The following is a 20,583-nucleotide window of genomic DNA, read 5'->3' as shown; positions in this document are numbered from 1 at the left end:
AAATGTATAAAGAAAATTATTGTTAATATGAACTTATAGTGCTTTTAGATCGAAAAATCACAAAAATCTAAATTTAGTAAATCTTAATTATAGTATTTTTTGCGTATTCTTTAATTAAAGCTAAATTTGCTCCCTCTAATAAAAAAACAAATGAAGAAAATCCAAATGAGACCAAAACTAATCGCTTTCGGAGCTTTAGTTATTGGGTTTATTATGCTGTCATGGGGAAATGTAGGCCATGAGCGTATTAACAAAGCTGCTGTAATGGCTTTACCAAAACAATTACAGATCTTTTTTTACAATCACATTGATTTTATTACACAAGAAGCTTCGGTTCCAGATATCCGCAAGTATGCATTAAATTATAAAGAAGAAGGACCAAGGCATTATTTTGATATGGAAAACTTTGGAGCCGCTGACACATATCCACAAACATTAGAAGAAGCAAAACAAAAATATGACGCTAAATTTTTAAGCGATAACGGAATCTTGCCTTGGTATATTGAAGATATGATGGCAAAGTTGACTAAAGCTTTTAAAGAGAAAAATAGAGCAGAAATCTTATTTCTTGCGGCAGATTTAGGCCATTATGTTGGCGATGCGCACATGCCTTTACATACTTCAAAAAACCACGATGGTCAATTGACTGACCAAAAAGGTATTCATTCTCTTTGGGAAAGCAGATTGCCAGAATTATTCGTTAAAAATTACAAATTAAATGTTCCAGAAGCACAATATTATGCTAATGTTCACAAGGCAATCTGGGATATGATTAATGACACTCATACCTTAGCACAACCTTTATTGGATATTGATAAAAAACTGAGAGTAGCCACTCCAGAGAATAAAGTTTTTGAAATGGATGCAGAAGGTAAAATCGCAAAAACGAAATACAATACTTCTAAATTCTCTGACGAATATGCTAAAAAATTACACGAACAATTGAACGGAATGGTTGAAAGCCAAATGAGAAAAGCAATTGCAGCAACGGCAAGTTTTTGGTATACTGCTTGGGTAAATGCAGGTAAACCTGATTTAAGCGATTTAGACTCATCAGCTGTTACACAAAGAAACTATCAATTTTTGCAGGATGATTTAAAATTGTACCAAAGAGGAGATTTATTTGGAATGAAGAATCAAAACGACTAAAGTTTTATTTCAAGATGAACATCAAAAAAGCCGCAAACTGAGAGAGTTTGCGGCTTTTTTTGATTATTAGTTCTTAACATGGTTCGCATAAAGTTTAGCATTCTTTGCAGCTAAATCTTTAAACTGATATTCTTTCTCCTTCAATACATAAGATGCTGATTGATAATAGGAAATAGTTTCGTCTAGTAAATTCTTGTTTTCAGTTTTCAGCGGAATTTCATCGTAATGAATTTGAAATTCAGGAGAAATTCCAGCTTTCTCATTGAGTTTTAATTGAAACTGTTTTATTTGCTGTTTTGGAGATAAAATCGTTAAAACATTGTCTTTTATTAAACCAAGATCTTGATACGTTGCTATAAAAGCTCTTGGCTGATAGCTTGGTTTAAATACATCTTGTCCAAAAAATTTACTTTCGTAGTCAAAATTAAGAAGTCCGAATAATGTTGGCATAATATCGATTTGCGACATTAATTTGGTATATTTTTCAGGTTTTATACTTGGTGAATAAATCAAAGCTGGAATTCTGTATTTGTCTAACGGAAGTTCTGTTTTTCCTGCACTTGAGGCACAATGATCGGCTACAATTACAAATACCGTATTCTTAAACCAAGGTTGTTTCGATGCTTGATTAAAGAATTGTCTAAGCGCATAATCTGTATATTTCACGCCTCCATCACGAGATTTGATGTTTCCAGGAATATCAATTTTATTGTTAGGATAAGTAAAAGGTCTATGATTGCTAACAGTCATAATATGATTGAAGAAAGGCTTGTTTTGTTTAGCCTCAGCATTCATAACTTTGATTGCTTTTTTATACATGTCCTCATCGCACACTCCCCAAACGTTAGAAAAAGTAACTTCATTTTCAGCAAAGCTCGATTTATCAATAATCTGATAACCGTTTCCTGAATAGAAATCCTGCATATTATCAAAAAAAGCATCGCCGCCGTACATAAATTTAACATTGTAGCCCTTTTTAAGGAAAACTGATCCAGTTGAGAATTTATTCTTATTGTCTTCTCTTTTTACAACGCTTTCACCAGCTGTTGGAGGCAAGCATAAAGTAACAGCTTCAAGTCCGCGAACTGTGCGGTTTCCTGCGGCGTAAATATTTGTAAAGAGCAAACTTTTTTGTGCAAGACTGTCTAAAAATGGCGTTATATTCTGTTCGTTGCCATACATTTTCATAAAGTCGGCACTTAAACTTTCAATTGTAATTAAGATTACATTTTTACGCTGTTCCAGAGAATCTTCTTTTATTTCACGTAATGTGTTTTTTCCTGTGATAGAAGGAAAATCTTGTTTTAATAAAGCAAATGCTTCTTCGTTTGGAATTGTTTTATAAAATTTAAAATAATCCAATTTGTTATTCTGGAAAGCTAGATAGAATTTATAGATTCCATTAGATTGCAACTCATTAACAAAGACGTTTTTAGAGTTTTCTGTTTTAGTTAATCCCGGCACAGCTACTAAAGACGCAAAAAATAGAACTGCATAAAGAGCTGTAATTTTTATTTTCTCACCAAAATTCGGAATATCATCTATATAATTTCTTGATTTCTTGATAATAAAATAAGTGATGATTCCTGTAATGATGAATAAAGCAGAAAATATAGGAACGACTGGATAAGACTGCATAATGTTTTCGATAACTTCATTGGTGTAAATCAGATAATTGACAGCTATAAAGTTGTATTTTACACCGAACTCATTCCAAAAGAAAAATTCACTTATTGCATTTTGAAGAATAACCAGAACGTATAAAAAGATCACAAAAGCAAAAAGCCAAAACCTGATTTTATCTCTGTGTTTTGGAAGGAAAAGGAAAAGCGCAAACAAAAGTGTTTTTAAGGAAACAAAAATCAAAACGATTCTGGGTAAAGCACCGCCGTATTCGTCAAAAATGCTTTTTCCTGATGCGATATAAAGTAAAAGCGCTACACAACCTGTCAGAATAATATATCCGTAAGGCTTGCTGTATTTTGAATTGGAAATAAAAATAAGGTAAAGCCATAAAAAGCCTGAAGCCAGAATAAATACAAAAGAATCTGATAATAAGCCAAATGAAAATATTTTTAAGCTCTCGGTAAATGTGAACGTACTTTGGGTAATAGGATGGAATAGCAATACTATTCTAAGCGTAAAACTCACTATAAAATACAGTAAAGCAAGGTTATAGAAAGGCGAAAGTTTTTTGTAAAAATTCATCGGACTTATTTTTTTACAAAATTACTTTCGAATGATTAATGCTAGATTAAGTTCGACTTTTACCTTACTTAACATTAACTTAATATTTGATTAAGATACTGATTTTCTTTATTTATTGATGTAGCGGATTATTTGTGAGATGTAAATTATCTATCTTTGGATGGCAAAATGAAATTCAAATTTAATCAGATACGATAAATGCATATTTTAATAGTTGAAGACGAGGTAGGAATTGTTCAATTTCTAAAACAAGGGTTGCAAGAAGAAGGCTATCAAATTACTACTGCTGGTGACGGTTCTAAAGGGTTTGAGCTGGTTCAGGAGCAGAAGTTTGACTTAATTCTTTTAGATTGGATGTTACCAAAGATTAATGGTCTTGATTTATGCAAAGCTATTCGAATTAAAGATCACGAGACTCCAATTATTTTTTTGACGGCAAAAGATACGGTTCAGGAAACTATTGAAGGGCTGAAAGCCGGAGCAAACGATTATATCAAAAAGCCTTTTAGTTTTGAGGAATTGGTGGAGCGAATTAAAGTCCACTTTAGAAATAAAAAACAAACTGAAAGCTTGACTCTTGGAAACATTACGATGGACTTGTCTAGGCATATCGTATTGAAAGGAGATGAAGAAATTTCATTGACCCAGCGAGAATTTGAGCTTTTAGCGTACCTGATTCAGCATAAAGGAAAAGTCTGCACTAGAAACCAGATTTTAAGAGATGTTTGGGAAATCAATTTTGAGTACGATACAGGTGTTATTGATGTTTTTATGAACGCAATTCGAAAAAAACTGAATCTTAAAATCGAGGAAGATTATATCAAAACCATTCGAGGCATCGGATATATTGCCAATGATTAACAAATGACATCATTATCTTTTAAAAACAGAATAGCATTAAATTATATTGTAGGAACAGGACTGTTGGTTTTAGCGGTCTTTTCTGCTATTTATTTTATTGTAAAGCTCACGGTTTATAACCATATTGATGAGAACTTGAATATAGAAATTCAGGATCACTTAAAAGAGTTAAAAACAGAAAAAGGTGTTGTAATCTTTATGGATGCCGAAGAATGGGAGGAAAGAGAACATAACTCTGTCGACGTGAATCCTATTTTTGTACAGTTTTTAGATTTAAACAAACAAATAATTGAAAAATCTCCTAATTTGAAGAATGAAAAACTTGTCTTTCATCAAAGTAAAGAGCATTTTCATCCTTTTGATACTAAATTATTAGGAAATAAGATTCGTCAGATTCAGGTACCGCTTCATGTAGAGTCTAAGAAAGTTGGCTATCTGATTATAGCCATGTCGCTTTCCGATTCTTCAAAGGTTTTAGATAATCTGATGGATACTTTATTGATAACTTTTCCCATCATTTTGCTGATTCTGTTTTTCTTAGCTAGATTTTATGCAGGAAGAAGCATTAAACCAATAAATAATATCATTCAGACCTCAAAAGTTATTACTAAAGACAATCTTAAAGCGCGTATTCCGTTACCAAAAACAAGGGACGAACTGTTTACACTTTCTAAAACTATAAATAATCTATTAAACCGAATTGAAGACGCAATTGAACGCGAAAAACAGTTCACATCAGACGCTTCGCATGAATTAAGAACGCCTCTCACAGTTATTAAAGGAACACTTGAAGTGCTTATACGTAAGCCTAGGGATAATAAGGAGTATGAAGAGAAAATTAATTATTGTATTAATGAAGTTGATCACTTAAATTCTTTAGTAGATCAGTTACTTATGATGGCTCGTTTTGAGAATCAAAAACAGAATATTCTTAAAGAAAATGTCTACTTAAATGCCGTAATTTTAGATGTGCTGAAATTAAATACAGAGAAAATTAAATCGGGAGGAATAAATGTAATTTTAGATGCACCAGAAGAATTTTATATTTATTCAGATAATTATTTAACAGTAACAATTCTTCGAAATATCATTTCAAATGCGGTTAAATATTCAAAACCGGATAGTGAAGTTAGAATTTCTTTATCAAGAGAAAATCAGAAAATCATTTGCAATATTTTAGATCACGGAATAGGAATTGCAAAAAAAGATCTTGAGTCAATTTTGAATCCTTTTTTCAGATCAGATTCGCTCAATCATTCAGAAATTAAAGGAACTGGTCTTGGATTGTTTATTGTAAAACGAATGACTGATCTGCTTAAAATTAAGTTTAAAATTGAAAGTGAAATTGGAGTAGGCACCAAAGTACTATTGGTTTTTGATGAATATGATAATTCGTTAAAGTAATTTTAAAATTCTTAAGTATAATGCCGTGAACAACGATTTTTAACAATAAACTATCGTTAAGTTAAAATAAAAATTGCTTTTTAATTATTTTATCTAGTATATTTGCAACCGAATCAAAGAAGTAAAAAACAAAACAAATTATGATTTCAATTCAATTACATCATCATCATTTACATTATTGCTCTCAAGCGATGTGTTAATGGTATGCGTGTAAATCATCATATTTTAAAACCCGTTTGAGTACATCAAACGGGTTTTTTATTTCAAGCTCTCTTTGTACTCAAACTATTAATCCAACAAACAACTAAAAAAATGAGTACTTTAAAAATTGCAATTCAAAAATCTGGACGTTTAAACGAAGACAGCATTCAAATTCTAAAAGACTGCGGTATTTCAATTAACAACGGAATCGATCAGTTAAAAGCCGAAGCTTCAAATTTTCCTCTTGAAGTTTTATATCTTAGAAATTCTGATATTCCACAATATCTAATCGACGGAGTAGTAGATTTAGCTATCGTTGGCGATAATCTTTTGGTAGAAAAAGGAAAAGGAATCGAAGTAGTTCAAAAATTAGGTTTTTCAAAATGCAAAGTTTCTGTTGCTGTTCCTAAAACATTCGAATACAATTCGGTACAAGATCTAGCGAATCTTCGAATTGCCACCTCTTACCCAAATACAGTGACAGAATATTTTAATAAATTTGGTCTAACTGTAGATATTCACCAAATCTCTGGTTCTGTAGAAATTGCCCCAAATATTGGTCTTGCTGACGCAATTGTTGATATTGTTTCAAGTGGAAGCACATTATTTAAAAACAACTTAAAAGAAGTTGAAGTTATTTTGAAAAGTGAGGCAGTTTTAGCAGTTTCTCCAAAAGTTTCTCCAGAAATTCAAAAACACATTGATACTTTAAAATTCAGAATTCAAGCTGTTTTAAGAGCTAGAAATTCAAAATATATCCTAATGAACGTTCCAAATGACAAAATTGAAGCAGTTGGAAAAATTCTTCCAGTTTTAAGAAGTTTAACAGTTCTTCCGTTAGCTCAAGAAGGTTGGAGTAGTGTTCACTCAGTAATCGATAAAGATACTTTTTGGGATGTAATAGATCAGTTAAAAGAAGTAGGAGCAGAAGGAATTCTAGTTTGCCCAATTGAGAAAATGGTTCTTTAGGGCTGCGCCCGCTTTAGGCAGTAAGCTTTAAGCTTTAAGCCAAAATAGACAAAGTTAAGAAAGCTTAAAGCGTACAGCTTATAGCATAAAGCATAAAAAAAATGAATAAAATAGACAATCCAAAACCAGAAATCTGGTCAGAAATATTAAAAAGACCGACTAAAACTGTTGACGACATTGAGGTGACAGTAAAAGAAATCTTTAAAGAAGTGCAAAGAAAAGGAGATGAAGCTGTCGCTAAATATACTTCGATTTTTGACGGAATTTCTCAAGAGAATTATGAAGTTTCTCAAGCGGAAATCGAAGAAGCAATTAGTTTGATTCCGGCTGAATTAAAAGAAGCTATTGCATTAGCAAAAGAGAATATTTATAAATTTCACAGCGCTCAAAAAACAGATCGTGTTTCTGTTGAAACTATAGAAGGAGTAAACTGTTGGCAGGAAAAAAGACCTATTCAAAAAATTGGTTTGTATATCCCAGGAGGAACAGCGCCTTTGTTTTCGACTGTTTTAATGTTGGCTGTGCCTGCTGAAATTGCGGGCTGTAAAGAGATTGTGTTATGTTCTCCACCAGACAAAAAAGGAAAAATTAATCCAGCAATTTTGTATGCTGCAAATTTATGTGGCGTAACTAAAATTCTAAAAGTTGGCGGAATCCAAGCTATTGCAGGAATGACTTTCGGAACACAATCAATTCCAAAAGTATATAAAATCTTCGGACCTGGAAATCAATTTGTGACTGTGGCTAAACAATTGGCTACTCAGTTTGGCGTTGCAATTGATATGCCTGCAGGGCCTTCAGAATTGTTGATTGTTGCCGATGATACTGCAGTTCCTGCGTTTGTAGCTTCAGACTTATTATCTCAGGCCGAACACGGAACAGATAGCCAAGTGATTTTGGTTTCAACTTCAAGAAAATTGATTACAGAAGTAGAAAAAGAAGTTCAATCACAGTTAGAAGTGCTTCCTAGAAAAGCTATAGCAGAAAAAGCAATTGAAAATTCAAAATTGATTTATGTTGAAAATGATAAGATTGCTTTAGATTTAATAAATGAATATGGACCAGAACACTTTATTATCTGTTCAGAATATGATGATTTCTACTGCAACGGAATTATAAATGCAGGTTCTGTTTTCATCGGAAATTATACTCCTGAAAGCGCTGGAGATTACGCTTCTGGTACCAATCATACTTTGCCGACAAATGGCTACGCGAAGAACTACAGCGGTGTAAATCTAGACAGTTTTATGAAATCGATGACATTTCAGAAGATTTCAGAAAAAGGAATTCAAAATATTGGAAAAGCGATTGAATTGATGGCCGAAGCCGAAGGATTACAGGCACATAAAAATGCTGTGACTTTAAGATTGAAGAGTTTAGAGTAAAAAAGATGAAAGAAGCAAGAGCCAAGATTTAAGTCTTTGTTCGTTCATCTTGATTCTTTCCTCTCTAAAAAAAATAAAAACAATGAATACTTTCGATATAAATACAATAACACGTGAAAACGTAAAATCTTTAAAACCGTATTCTTCTGCAAGAGATGAATTTGAGGATTTTGATACAGCTGAAATGATTTTTCTGGATGCTAATGAAAATCCGTATCAAAATGGCGTGAACCGTTATCCAGATCCACAGCAGAATTCAGTTAAAGCGATTTTAGCTAAGAATAATTTAACTAAGCAAAGCCAAATTTTATTAGGAAATGGGAGTGATGAAGTTTTAGATTTACTTTTCAGAGCTTTTTGTGAACCCAATAAAGACAATATTATTTCGTTGCCACCAACGTACGGAATGTATGGTGTTTTAGCGAATATTAATGCTGTTGAAAACAGAGAAGTTTTATTGACTACTGATTTTCAGCCACAGGTTGAGAAGATTTTAGAAGCGGTTGATGAGAATACAAAAATCATCTTTTTATGTTCGCCAAATAATCCAACTGGAAATTCTTTTTCAGACGAAAGTGTGGTGAAACTGCTTCAAAACTTTAAAGGTTTAGTTGTCATTGATGAAGCTTACATTGATTTTTCGGAGAAAGAAAGCTGGCTCACAGAAATGGATGAATATCCAAATTTAGTGATTACACAAACACTTTCTAAGGCTTATGGTTTAGCTGGAATTCGTTTGGGAGTTTGCTATGCTTCTGAAGAAGTGATTTCAATTTTAAATAAAATAAAACCACCTTACAACGTAAACGAACTAACGCAGCAAAGAGCTAAAGAGCGCTTAAAAGATTCTGATAAAATTAAACAAGAAATAGCTTCTATAATTGAACAAAGAGAAGAGTTGCTTAAAGTATTACTTGAGGTAAGTTTTGTTGAAAAAGTGTATCCAACAGAAGCTAATTTTATTCTAGCAAAAGTGGATGATGCCAACAAAAGATACGATCAGTTAATCGAAAAAGGAATCGTAATTCGAAACAGAACTACACAGCCTTTATGCGAAAATTGTCTTCGTTTTACAATTGGAACGAAAGAAGAAAATGAAGTTGTAATTAGAGAATTGAAACTATTAAGTTAAGAGTTTATTTAACCGCAAAGTTCGCAAAGAATTACGCAAAGAACACAAAGTCATTTTGCCATTGAGATTTAATATAATTCGTGAATTCGTGGCGGAAAAAAAATAAAATATGAAAAAAGTACTTTTTATCGATCGTGACGGAACGATTGTTTTAGAACCAGAAAATTACCAATTAGACAGCTTAGATAAACTAGAGTTTTATCCAAAAGCATTTCAATATTTGGCTAAAATAGCCAATGAATTAGATTACGAATTGGCAATGGTGACCAATCAGGACGGATTAGGAACGGATAGTTTTCCTGAAGATACGTTTTGGCCAACGCAGAATTTCATCTTAAAAGCTTTTGAAAATGAAGGAGTTGTTTTTGATGAAATCTTCGTCGACAGAACTTTTCCAGAAGAAAATGCACCAACACGCAAGCCAAGAACTGGAATGTTGACTAAATATTTGAACAATCCAGAATATGATTTAGAGAATTCTTTTGTTTTAGGAGATCGTTTGACAGATGTTGAACTGGCTAAAAACTTAGGAGCAAAAGCGATTTTCATGAATGATACAGACGGAATTGGAAGCAATGAAATTTCGTCAAAACGTGAAGAATTGAACGAAACAATTGTTTTACAAACAATGGATTGGAAGAAAATCTATGAGTTCTTAAAATTAGAAGCGCGTTCTGCTTCAATTACTCGTAAAACAAACGAAACAGATATTTACATCAATCTAAATCTTGACGGGACCGGAAAAAGTAAAATCGACACCGGAATTGCCTTTTTTGACCACATGTTAGATCAAATCTCACGTCACGGTCAAATGGATTTGGAAATTACCGTAAAAGGTGATTTAGAAGTAGATGAACACCACACAATCGAAGACACAGCAATTGCTTTGGGGGAAGTTTTTGCGAAAGCGTTAGGAAACAAACTAGGAATCGAGCGTTACGGATTCTGCCTTCCAATGGATGATTGTTTAGCGCAAGCTGCAATTGACTTTGGTGGAAGAAACTGGCTGATTTGGGAAACTGAATTTAAACGTGAAATGGTGGGAAAAATGCCGACTGAAATGTTTTATCATTTCTTTAAATCCTTCACAGACGGTGCAAAAGCGAACTTAAATATCAAAGCAGAAGGAATCAACGAGCATCACAAAATTGAAGCCATTTTTAAAGCTTTCGCGAAAGCGATAAAAGTAGCCGTAAAAAGAGATACAGAAAAAATGATTTTGCCTTCGACCAAGGGAATGCTTTAAAATTTGTTTCAAGTTTCAGGTTTCAGGTTTCACGTTTTGTTGAGTAACTTGAAACGTGAAACCTGAAACAAAACAAACAAAAAACAAATGAAAATAGTAATTATAAATTACGGAGCAGGAAATATTCAGAGCATTATGTTTGCTATTGAAAGATTGGGTTTTAAAGCTGTTCTGACTAACAATCCAGAAGAAATTAAATCGGCTGATAAAGTGATTTTTCCTGGCGTAGGCGAGGCGAGTTCGGCTATGGCGAAACTTCGCGAAAGTGGTTTAGATGGTTTGATTCCGCAATTGAAACAGCCCGTCTTAGGAATTTGTCTTGGAATGCAGTTGATGTGCAATAAGACTGAAGAAGGAAATACGCAAGGTTTAGGAATTTTTGATGTTGATGTTTTGAAATTTTCAAACAACGTAAAAGTGCCGCAAATGGGTTGGAATCAGATTTATGATTTAAAAACCGATTTGTTCAAAGATATTTCTGAAAATGAATTCATGTATCTGGTTCATAGTTTTTATGCTCCAAATTGTGCGGAATCTATCGCAACAACCAATTACGACATTGAGTATGCATCGGCATTACAAAAAGATAATTTTTACGGAACTCAATTTCACCCAGAAAAAAGCGGTGATGTTGGAGAGAAAATCCTTGGGAATTTTTTAAAAATGCCAATTTCTTAAATCCTAAATTCCAATTTGAAAGTTCAAAAATCAATAACAATCAAAATATCATCCCGATAGCTATCGGGACTAAAATCTAAAATCGTTAATCTAAAATCTAAAATTAAATGCGAATAATACCAGCCATAGATATCATTGAAGGAAAATGTGTTCGTTTGTCCAAAGGTGATTATGATACCAAAATAATTTACAATGAAAATCCGCTTGAAGTGGCAAAATCATTTGAAGCGCACGGAATTGAATATCTGCATTTAGTGGATCTTGACGGTGCAAAATCAAGCAAGATTGTCAATTATAAGATCTTAGAACAGATTGCAACACAAACCAGCTTAAAAATTGATTTTGGAGGCGGATTAAAATCGGATGATGATTTGAGAATTGCTTTTGAAAGCGGTGCAAATCAGATTACGGGCGGAAGTATCGCGGTTAAAAACAGAGCTATTTTCGAAAAATGGATTTCGGAATATGGTTCGGAGAAAATTATTTTAGGAGCCGATGCGAAGGACGAAAAAATCGCAGTTTCTGGTTGGTTAGAAGAATCAAATGAAGATTTAGTTCCGTTTATTCAGGATTATCAAAATAAAGGAATTCAGTACGTTATTTGTACCGATATTGCGAAAGATGGAATGCTGCAAGGCCCAAGTTTTGATTTATACAGCAAAATTTTAGCAGAAGCTGGCGGCATAAAATTAATCGCTTCTGGCGGAATTTCAACTTTCGACGAATTACCAAAACTAGCAGAATTAGGCTGTGAAGGAACAATTATCGGAAAAGCAATTTACGAAGGCAGAATCAGTTTGAAACAATTAGAGAACTATATAATTGGTTTATAGTTTGTTGTTTTTGGTTTAGAGTTACGATACGAACCAAAAACAATAAACAACCAACAATAAACATTAAACATGTTAGCAAAAAGAATCATACCTTGCTTAGATATAAAAAACGGTAGAACCGTAAAAGGCGTTAATTTCGTGGACTTGCGTGATGCAGGTGATCCTGTGGAGTTGGCTGAGATTTATTCTGCTGAAGGTGCAGACGAATTGGTTTTTCTGGATATTTCGGCAACTGAAGAAAGACGTAAAACACTTGTAAATATGGTGCGAAGCGTTGCAGAAAAAATTAATATTCCGTTTACAGTTGGTGGTGGAATTTCATCTGTTGAAGATGTTAATATTCTACTGAATAATGGAGCTGATAAAGTTTCAATAAATTCATCGGCAGTAAAAAATCCGCAATTGATAAACGATTTAGCTCAGAAATTTGGAAGTCAATGTGTTGTAGTTGCAATTGATGCAAAACAAATTGACGGACAATGGATTGTGCATTTAGTTGGAGGAAAAGTTCCAACTGAATTGAATCTGTTTGATTGGGCTGTTGAAGTGGCAGAACGTGGTGCAGGAGAAATTCTTTTCACTTCAATGGATAATGATGGAACTAAAAATGGTTTCGCAAATGAAGCTTTGGCTAAACTTTCAGAATTAGTAAATATTCCGATCATCGCTTCTGGAGGTGCAGGAAACATACAGCACTTTGTTGATTCATTTCAAAAAGGAAAAGCCGATGCGGCTTTAGCGGCAAGTGTTTTCCATTTTAAGGAAATTGAAATCAAAGCTTTGAAACAAGAATTAAGAAATAACAATATAGAAGTAAGGTTGTAAAATTCCAATTCTTGAAGCGCCAAATTCCAATCAATAGCAATATCAAAAAATCAAAAAAAATAAATTTTCAGTTTTTAGAATCTAAAATCTGAAATGTAAAATCTAAAATAGACATGGACATCGATATCAAAAGCGCACACGGATTAATTCCAGCGATCATTCAGGATTCAGAAACAAAAAATGTTTTGATGCTGGGTTATATGAATGAAGAATCGCTTCAGAAAACAATAGAAACGCAGAAAGTAACTTTCTTTAGCCGTTCAAAACAAAGACTTTGGACAAAAGGCGAGGAGAGTGGTAATTTTTTAAATCTAGTAAGCATTAAAAACGACTGCGATGGCGATACGCTTTTAATTCAAGCAAAACCAGTCGGGCCAACTTGTCACACAGGAGCTGATACTTGTTGGCAAGAGCCAAATTCTGCTAACTATGGTTTTATTTCACAATTAGAAAACACGATTAAAACTAGAAGAGAAAATGCTGATTCTGAGAAAAGTTATGTGGCTTCTTTATTCGAAAAAGGAATCAATAAAATTGCGCAAAAAGTAGGAGAAGAAGCGGTAGAAGTAGTAATTGAAGCAAAAGATAATAACGATGATTTATTTCTTAGCGAAAGCGCTGATTTACTTTTTCATTATTTAATTCTGCTTCAAGCAAAAGGATATCAATTGAATGATGTTGTGGAAGTTTTAAAAGGACGCCAGAAATAAAAATATTTTGTTTCAGGTTTCAAGTTTCAAGTTTCAAGTTCCATGGGATAACCTGAAACTTGAAACAAACTAAACTCACTCCATAAATTCAAAAACTGCAAATTCCTGTGGTTGATGAAATCCAAATTTCAAACTCTTATAAGGTTGTAAAGCAAGATATTCAGTTTTGTTACCGTAATCAATTCTAAAAGCATTTCCTCTCCATTTTGTTCCAATTTTAGGCCTTTGAAAACCTCCATTTACAATTTTCTCAAGACTAGAAAACGGAATTTTAATCTCTACAATATATCCATCAGGAGTTATTTTACTCACAGCTTCTAAGCCTTTAATGTCAAAGCCCATTGACGTGTTCCATCCGCCACATTCTGGTGAAATACATTTTAAAAGTAAATCGTAGTTTGTAGAAAATGCATTTACTCCAATTTCAATATAATTCTGGCTGTCTCCATCTGGATTGAGAAAAACTTCAACCAAATCATCGGTATTATATATCTGAGAGTCTCTTTTTTGTGATGTTCCAATAATTTGAGAATCATTGCATTTATAGGCTAAGAATAAGTTTTCATCATTCCACGAAAGTGAAACAAAAGTGTTTTGCAATGCTTTTTCTCCAGAATTATGAATTACAAAAGGACCTAGAAATGGTTCGTTCCAATCAGATAAGTTTCCGTCAATTATTATTTGCTTATTTGTTTTATGAACAGGTATGGTTTGTGCATTGGCAGCTTTCGAAAAGATTATAATTAAATAGAAAATAAATGTAGTTAATCTCATATTATGAAATCTAAATTTTTGAAAGTACTAAAATAGAGAAGAATAATGAATCTGAATATTGTTTATTTGCATCGAGATCATAATTTTTTAAAAAACTTGATTCGAATGTTTACATTTGTTGAAGATTAAGCTGGTTTAATTACCTAATTATTTCAAATTCTAAAATAATGAAAAAATACTTTGGTGGCGTAGTTTTCGCCTTTTTGGTTGGTTTTACTGCCAATGCTCAGGGACTTTTAAGTAAGTCAGAAACCGTTTTTACACATCAGGATACTTTACGCGGAAGCATTACAAAGGAAAGAGCTTGGTGGGATTTAAAATATTATCACCTTGATGTAAAAGTAAATCCGAAAGAAAAATCAATCTCAGGTTTTAATACAGTTCGTTATACTGTTTTGACAGAAAACAACCGTATGCAGATCGATTTGCAGCAACCAATGAACATTACTAAGGTAACGCAGAATGGAAAAGAATTAAAATTTGAAAGAGACGGAAATGCGTTTTTTATTACTTTAAATGAAAAACAAAAAGTTGGAGATACAAAAGAGATTAAAATTTCATTTAACGGAAAACCTAAAGAAGCTGTTAGAGCACCATGGGACGGTGGTTTTTCTTGGAAAAAAGATAAAAACGGAAAAGATTTTATTGCTACATCTTGTCAAGGTTTAGGCGCGAGTGTTTGGTGGCCGTGTAAAGATCATATGTATGATGAAGCAGAAAACATGTTAATCAGCGTGAATGTTCCTGGGGATTTAACAGAGGTTTCTAACGGAAGATTAAAAAGCATTAAAAAAGAAAAAGACGGAACTAAAACTTTCAACTGGTATGTTTCAAACCCGATCAACAACTACGGTGTAAATATCAATATTGGTGATTATGTAAATTTCTCAGAAGTATTTAAAGGCGAAAAAGGAAATTTAGACTGTAATTATTATGTGTTAAAAGATAATCTAGCTTTGGCAAAAGAGCAGTTTAAAGATGCTCCGAGAATGTTGAAAGCTTTTGAGAACTGGTTCGGACCTTATCCGTTTTACGAAGACAGTTATAAACTGGTTGAAGTTCCGTATTTAGGAATGGAGCACCAAAGTTCTGTAACATACGGAAATCAATACAAAAATGGATATTTAGGACGCGATTTAAGCGGTACAGGCTGGGGATTAAAGTTTGACTTTATCATCATTCATGAATCTGGTCACGAATGGTATGCTAATAATATTACCTACAAAGATATTGCTGATATGTGGGTTCACGAGAGTTTTACCAATTATTCTGAAAGTCTTTTTGTGGAGTATTATTACGGAAAAGATGCTGGTGCAGAATACGTAATTGGATGTAGAAAAAATATTCAAAACGATATTCCGATTATTGGGCATTATGATGTAAACAATGAAGGTTCTGGTGATATGTATCCAAAAGGAGCTTCAATGCTTCATATGATTCGTCAGGTAATCAACGATGATGCTAAATGGAAATCGATTTTAAGAGGTATGAATAAAACTTTTTATCATCAGACAGTTACAGGAAAACAGATTCAAGATTATATTAACGAGCAGTCTGGAATTAATTTCAACAGAGTTTTTGCACAATATTTAACTACAACTCAAATTCCGGTTTTTGAATACATATTTAAAAATGGAACTTTCGGATACCATTGGACAAACTGTGTTTCTAAATTTGATATGCCAGTAAGAGTAAAATTAAACGGTGTTGAAACTTGGCTAAAACCAACAACAGAATGGCAATCTGTGAAAACAGACAATGAAGACAGAAAACTTGAAGTAGATAAAGATTTCTATGTAACAACATCTAATATTGTAGAATAAAGGTTAAGAAATTCCAATATAAAAATTCCAAATTCCAAAATAGGAATTTATAAATACTAAACCCGACAAGTTTTAAAAATCTGTCGGGTTTGTTGTTTGTGTAAAGTTTGTCATCCTGAGTAACGAAGGATCGCACTAGATGCTATCGAATAGTAATTTTCTAATCTTTGTTGATTTACGAGTGCGATCCTTCGTTCCTCAGGATGACAAAAAAAGCGCTAAAAAACAATAAGTCTTTTGGCGCTTTTTTTATTGGAATTTGGAATTTTAAAAATTGGAATTTAAATCTAACGATTATTCAATTTCGCTTTCTCCTTAATAATATCAGCAATTTTTCTGTTTTCAATTTTGCTTTCAAGCCACGAAATAATATCTAAGTATAAGAAAGCTCTTTTTTCGTAAGTGTTCTTTTCGAGTTCTACAAAACGAGTGTGCATTTTCTTGAATTCCTTTTTAATATCAGCAGGGTAGAAGTTATTTAAATTTCTTAAAAACTTGATGATTTCTTTTTGAACTTCGTGCAAGTCGTTCATCTTCAATAAGAACTTATACGTGCTTTTTAAATGATTTTCTAGATAATAATCTTTCCCAAGCTCATAATGTGCAATAAGCGACAATAATCTTGCAAAACACATTAAGTCCTCGCGCATCGTCAAGTTTTTATTATTTATGATTTTATCTAAATAATTTATGCACTCATTATATTTTTCGTTTCCGAAATAAATAGAAGCAAACTTATAAAAGAACAACATTTCGTGGTGTTCATCTAAATGTTCGCTGTGAAGTTTCAGTTTTTCTAGAATTTCAGGAATCAGATATTCGCTTTCTGCAAAAGTACCTTCTAAAATATGAAGATTTAACTTATTGTTATAAACGTAAAGAAATGACAAAGATGCAATATTATCATTTGCCGGAAATTTAGGATCTGTAATGGTTTCTTCCAGAAGATTTAAATATTTCTTGAAATTCGATGTATATTTTAGCATATAAAGCGATTCTAAGAAATAATGATTTCCTTTTAAGAAAAATACAGGATTCAGATAGATCATATTTGGATTATCATAAAAAAGCTGCACCCATTTATAGGCAAATTTGTAGCTCGCCAAGAAATCTTGTACTAGAAAACTTCGCCAAAGATTAGCATTGTAAAACCAGTATTTTTCGCGGAAACCAAACTTGCTCTCATCAAGTTTAGAAATATGCTTATTGAAGTAATCATCAATATATCTGTATTCTTCATCATTTTTTACGTAACCTGTTTTTAGCATGATTCCGTATAGCTGAAGCGATAGGTTGGACAATTTGCTTGAAATTGTATTTCTGTAATTTAATTCTTTCGCTTGAATAACCAATTCGTCAGCGCGGCCTTGAATACTTCGTGTAATATATTGTGATTCGATTAATTTTTCAAATTCTACAATTTCATACGCCATATATTTTTCATCATTCTCAAGAGCCTGCTGTTTTGTTTTGTCTAATATTTTTAAACTCTGCTTATATAATCCTTTATTATAAAGAATAACAGCAAAATCCATTTGCTCGCGAAGCTGATAACGAATGTTCTGGCTAGGAATATTTAGTCTTATACTTACTAAGATCTGTTTGTATAAGTATGATTTTAAGTTAGATAACTGTACTTTTTGGATAACACCACTTTTCAGAATGAGTTTTTCATCGTAAACTTCAGATTTATCTAAAATATTGAATAATTCGATAAATTTTGTGTTTGAACTCGTCTCTAATCGGCTTGCAAAAATTTTAAACTGCCTTTTTTCTGATTTTGAAAGTGATTTGATTAGAACAAATAAGAAATCTTTTTGATGGTTAGCCATTGTAAAAAATAATAATATAACTTATTGATTATAAGTAAGTTAATGAAGTATAAATCGTTTTATAAACAGTATAATTTCATTAAAATGAATTTCGTACTGTAATAGTACAATATATATTTGTTATCAAGATGTGAAATTACATTAAATTAATGAATATGAATAGAGAGAAAGTTCAAATTTTTGACACCACTTTGCGAGATGGTGAACAAGTTCCAGGATGTAAGTTAGATACTAAGCAAAAATTAGTTATCGCAGAACGACTAGACAAAATGGGAGTTGACATTATCGAAGCAGGCTTTCCTGTGTCAAGTCCAGGCGATTTTTTATCGGTCTCTGAGATTTGTAAAATTGTAGAAAATGCAACCGTCTGCGGACTAACAAGAGCCGTAAAAAACGACATTGATGTTGCAGCAGCTGCTTTAAAGCATGCTAAGAAACCTAGAATCCATACTGGAATCGGAACTTCGGAATCTCATATACTCCACAAATTACAAACTACGCCTGAAGATATTATTGCAAGAGCAAAATTTGCTGTATCACATGCTAAATCTTATGTAGAAGATGTTGAATTCTACGCTGAAGATGCTGGTAGAACAGACAATGCTTTCCTTGCAAAAGTTTGTGAAGAAGTTATCAAATCTGGAGCTACAGTATTAAACATTCCTGATACTACTGGATATTGTCTTCCAGAAGAATACGGAGCAAAAATTAAATACTTAAAAGAAAACGTAAAAGGAATCGAAAACGTAATCCTTTCATGTCACTGTCATAATGATTTAGGAATGGCAACTGCAAACTCAATCGCAGGAGCTATAAATGGAGCAAGACAAATTGAATGTACTATTAATGGTATTGGTGAAAGAGCCGGGAACACAGCACTTGAAGAAGTGGTAATGATTTTCAAACAACACCCTTATTTAAATTTAGATACAAACATCAATACAAGAGAATTAAACGAAATGAGCCGTTTAGTTTCTGAAAGTATGGGTATGATTGTGCAACCAAATAAAGCAATCGTAGGAGCAAATGCTTTTGCACACAGTTCTGGAATTCACCAAGATGGTGTAATCAAAAACAGAGCTACTTATGAGATCATGGATCCGCTAGATGTTGGAGTAAATGAATCTTCAATCATTTTGACAGCAAGAAGCGGAAGAGCTGCTTTGGCTTACCGTGCTAAAAAAGTAGGTTACGAATTAACAAAAGTACAGTTGGATATCGTTTACATCGAATTCTTGAAATTCGCTGATATTAAAAAAGAAGTTGTAGACGCAGATATCCACCAAATTATAGAAGCTTCTAAAATAGAAGTTAATATTTAAAAATAAACTAGGAACAATAAGGATTTAAAGACATAAATAGCGAGAGATTATGAATTTAAAAATTGCAGTTTTACCAGGAGATGGAATTGGACCTGAAGTAATTTTACAAGCTAAGAAAGCTTTGTACGCCATTGGCGAAGTGTATAATCATGAATTTGTTTTTGAAGAAGCGCTGATGGGAGCGGTTGCTATCGATAAAACAGGAAATCCGTTGCCGGAACAAACTCTGAATCTGTGCTTAAATACAGATGCAGTTTTGCTTGGTGCGATTGGAGATCCTAAATACGATAATAACCCAAATGCAAAGGTTCGTCCGGAACAAGGATTGTTGAAACTGCGAAAAGAATTAGGCTTGTTTGCTAATATTCGTCCTATAAAACCTTATAAAGCCTTAATAGAATCTTCTCCTTTAAAAAGGGAAATTATTGAAGGAGCTGATTTTACCATTTTTAGAGAATTAACTGGTGGAGCTTATTTTGGAACGAAAACACTCAATGAAGAAGGAACACATGCTTCAGATTTATGTGAATATTCAGAAGAAGAAATTACCAGAATTGCACATTTAGCTTTTCAATCGGCACAAAAACGACGTAAAAAGCTAACGATGGTAGACAAAGCAAATGTTTTGGAGACTTCAAGATTGTGGAGAAAAGTAGTTCAGAAAGTGAGCGAAAATTATCCAGATGTTAAGCTTGATTTCTTATTTGTGGATAACGCAGCAATGCAGTTAATCTTAAATCCAAAGCAGTTTGATGTGATTTTAACTGAGAACTTGTTTGGAGATATTTTATCTGACGAAGCTAGTGTGATTACAGGATCTATTGGTTTATTGCCATCGGTGTCTTTAGGAAAGAAAAACGCTTTGTTTGAGCCAATTCACGGATCATATCCACAGGCAAAAGGAAAAAACATTGCCAATCCGATTGCTTCGATTTTAGCAGCTGCGCTTTTATTAGAGCATTTTGGATTAACTAAAGAAGCTCATGTAATCTATAAAGCGGTAGAAAAAGCAATTGAATACAAAGTAGTTACAGTTGATTTGAAACCAGATTCAAAATTCGGAACAAACGAAGTAGGAGAGTTCGTTTCTAATTTTATTTTCAGCAAAGACGATTTGCTGTATTTTAATAATGATAATGTAAGTATTGGACAATCTACAATTGTTTAATATTTTTTGTTAAAATGTGAAGATAATCACAAGAAGTATTGTAAATGTTGAGATTTTATTTTT

At 32.8% G+C, this 20,583-nt stretch carries 17 protein-coding genes; 14 read left to right on the top strand and 3 right to left on the bottom strand.

Annotated elements, in window-relative coordinates:
- Positions 1-150: 150 nt before the first annotated feature.
- On the top strand, positions 151-1,149 hold the full coding sequence (locus DM397_RS13600) for a zinc dependent phospholipase C family protein (protein ID WP_111378059.1): 999 nt from the start codon (positions 151-153) through the stop codon (positions 1,147-1,149).
- A gap of 66 nt (positions 1,150-1,215) precedes the next feature.
- On the opposite strand, the gene DM397_RS13595 is transcribed toward DM397_RS13600, so the two are convergent.
- Complete coding sequence (locus DM397_RS13595) at positions 1,216-3,357, bottom strand: LTA synthase family protein (RefSeq protein WP_111378058.1); 2,142 nt, start codon at positions 3,355-3,357, stop codon at positions 1,216-1,218.
- 198 nt (positions 3,358-3,555) lie between these two features.
- On the opposite strand from DM397_RS13595, the gene DM397_RS13590 reads away from it, so the two are divergent.
- The 10 genes from DM397_RS13590 to hisIE all read left to right on the top strand — a co-directional run bounded on the left by DM397_RS13590 (position 3,556) and on the right by hisIE (position 13,601).
- Entirely contained in the window at positions 3,556-4,218 is a 663-nt protein-coding gene (locus DM397_RS13590; protein WP_111378057.1) for a response regulator transcription factor, read from the top strand.
- Positions 4,219-4,221: 3 nt separating this feature from the next.
- The gene (locus DM397_RS13585) at positions 4,222-5,622 is read left to right on the top strand and encodes a sensor histidine kinase (protein ID WP_111378056.1); all 1,401 of its coding nucleotides are present in this window, start codon (positions 4,222-4,224) and stop codon (positions 5,620-5,622) included.
- A gap of 312 nt (positions 5,623-5,934) precedes the next feature.
- A complete protein-coding gene (hisG, locus tag DM397_RS13580) occupies positions 5,935-6,792 on the top strand; it encodes an ATP phosphoribosyltransferase (RefSeq protein WP_008464079.1) in 858 nt (285 codons plus the stop codon).
- A gap of 101 nt (positions 6,793-6,893) precedes the next feature.
- Positions 6,894-8,177, top strand: coding sequence for a histidinol dehydrogenase (hisD, locus tag DM397_RS13575; protein ID WP_111378055.1), 1,284 nt, complete (start codon positions 6,894-6,896; stop codon positions 8,175-8,177).
- Positions 8,178-8,259: 82 nt separating this feature from the next.
- Positions 8,260-9,309, top strand: a complete 1,050-nt coding sequence (gene hisC, locus DM397_RS13570; protein WP_111378054.1) for a histidinol-phosphate transaminase — start codon at positions 8,260-8,262, stop codon at positions 9,307-9,309.
- 109 nt (positions 9,310-9,418) lie between these two features.
- Positions 9,419-10,555 carry a bifunctional histidinol-phosphatase/imidazoleglycerol-phosphate dehydratase HisB gene (gene hisB, locus DM397_RS13565; protein WP_111378053.1) on the top strand — a complete coding sequence of 379 codons (1,137 nt, stop codon included), beginning with the start codon at positions 9,419-9,421 and terminating at the stop codon, positions 10,553-10,555.
- Between the two features lie 87 nt (positions 10,556-10,642).
- Complete coding sequence (gene hisH / locus DM397_RS13560) at positions 10,643-11,233, top strand: imidazole glycerol phosphate synthase subunit HisH (RefSeq protein ID WP_111378052.1); 591 nt, start codon at positions 10,643-10,645, stop codon at positions 11,231-11,233.
- Between the two features lie 107 nt (positions 11,234-11,340).
- On the top strand, positions 11,341-12,066 hold the full coding sequence (gene hisA / locus DM397_RS13555; protein WP_111378051.1) for a 1-(5-phosphoribosyl)-5-[(5-phosphoribosylamino)methylideneamino]imidazole-4-carboxamide isomerase: 726 nt from the start codon (positions 11,341-11,343) through the stop codon (positions 12,064-12,066).
- A 69-nt stretch (positions 12,067-12,135) separates the two neighbouring features.
- Complete coding sequence (hisF, locus tag DM397_RS13550) at positions 12,136-12,891, top strand: imidazole glycerol phosphate synthase subunit HisF (RefSeq protein WP_111378050.1); 756 nt, start codon at positions 12,136-12,138, stop codon at positions 12,889-12,891.
- 113 nt (positions 12,892-13,004) lie between these two features.
- Positions 13,005-13,601: a bifunctional phosphoribosyl-AMP cyclohydrolase/phosphoribosyl-ATP diphosphatase HisIE gene (gene hisIE, locus DM397_RS13545; protein WP_111378049.1), complete on the top strand. Its 597-nt coding sequence runs from the start codon at positions 13,005-13,007 to the stop codon at positions 13,599-13,601.
- Positions 13,602-13,676: 75 nt separating this feature from the next.
- Here the strand turns inward: hisIE and DM397_RS13540 are convergent, their stop codons facing one another.
- Positions 13,677-14,375: a carbohydrate-binding family 9-like protein gene (locus DM397_RS13540; RefSeq protein ID WP_111378048.1), complete on the bottom strand. Its 699-nt coding sequence runs from the start codon at positions 14,373-14,375 to the stop codon at positions 13,677-13,679.
- Between the two features lie 167 nt (positions 14,376-14,542).
- Here DM397_RS13540 and DM397_RS13535 point away from each other — a divergent pair, with 167 nt between their 5' ends.
- A complete protein-coding gene (locus DM397_RS13535) occupies positions 14,543-16,198 on the top strand; it encodes a M1 family metallopeptidase (protein WP_111378047.1) in 1,656 nt (551 codons plus the stop codon).
- A 287-nt stretch (positions 16,199-16,485) separates the two neighbouring features.
- Here the strand turns inward: DM397_RS13535 and DM397_RS13530 are convergent, their stop codons facing one another.
- Positions 16,486-18,030, bottom strand: a complete 1,545-nt coding sequence (locus tag DM397_RS13530; RefSeq protein WP_111378046.1) for a hypothetical protein — start codon at positions 18,028-18,030, stop codon at positions 16,486-16,488.
- 155 nt (positions 18,031-18,185) lie between these two features.
- On the opposite strand from DM397_RS13530, the gene DM397_RS13525 reads away from it, so the two are divergent.
- A complete protein-coding gene (locus tag DM397_RS13525; RefSeq protein ID WP_111378209.1) occupies positions 18,186-19,352 on the top strand; it encodes a 2-isopropylmalate synthase in 1,167 nt (388 codons plus the stop codon).
- Positions 19,353-19,401: 49 nt separating this feature from the next.
- Positions 19,402-20,520, top strand: coding sequence for a 3-isopropylmalate dehydrogenase (leuB, locus tag DM397_RS13520; RefSeq protein ID WP_111378045.1), 1,119 nt, complete (start codon positions 19,402-19,404; stop codon positions 20,518-20,520).
- Positions 20,521-20,583: the final 63 nt, after the last annotated feature.

Origin of the sequence: Flavobacterium nitrogenifigens (assembly GCF_003254565.1) — a bacterium.
Classification (GTDB): domain Bacteria; phylum Bacteroidota; class Bacteroidia; order Flavobacteriales; family Flavobacteriaceae; genus Flavobacterium; species Flavobacterium nitrogenifigens.
The sequence above is the reverse complement of the archived record's forward strand: the minus strand, read 5'-3'. Positions and strand labels throughout refer to the sequence as shown.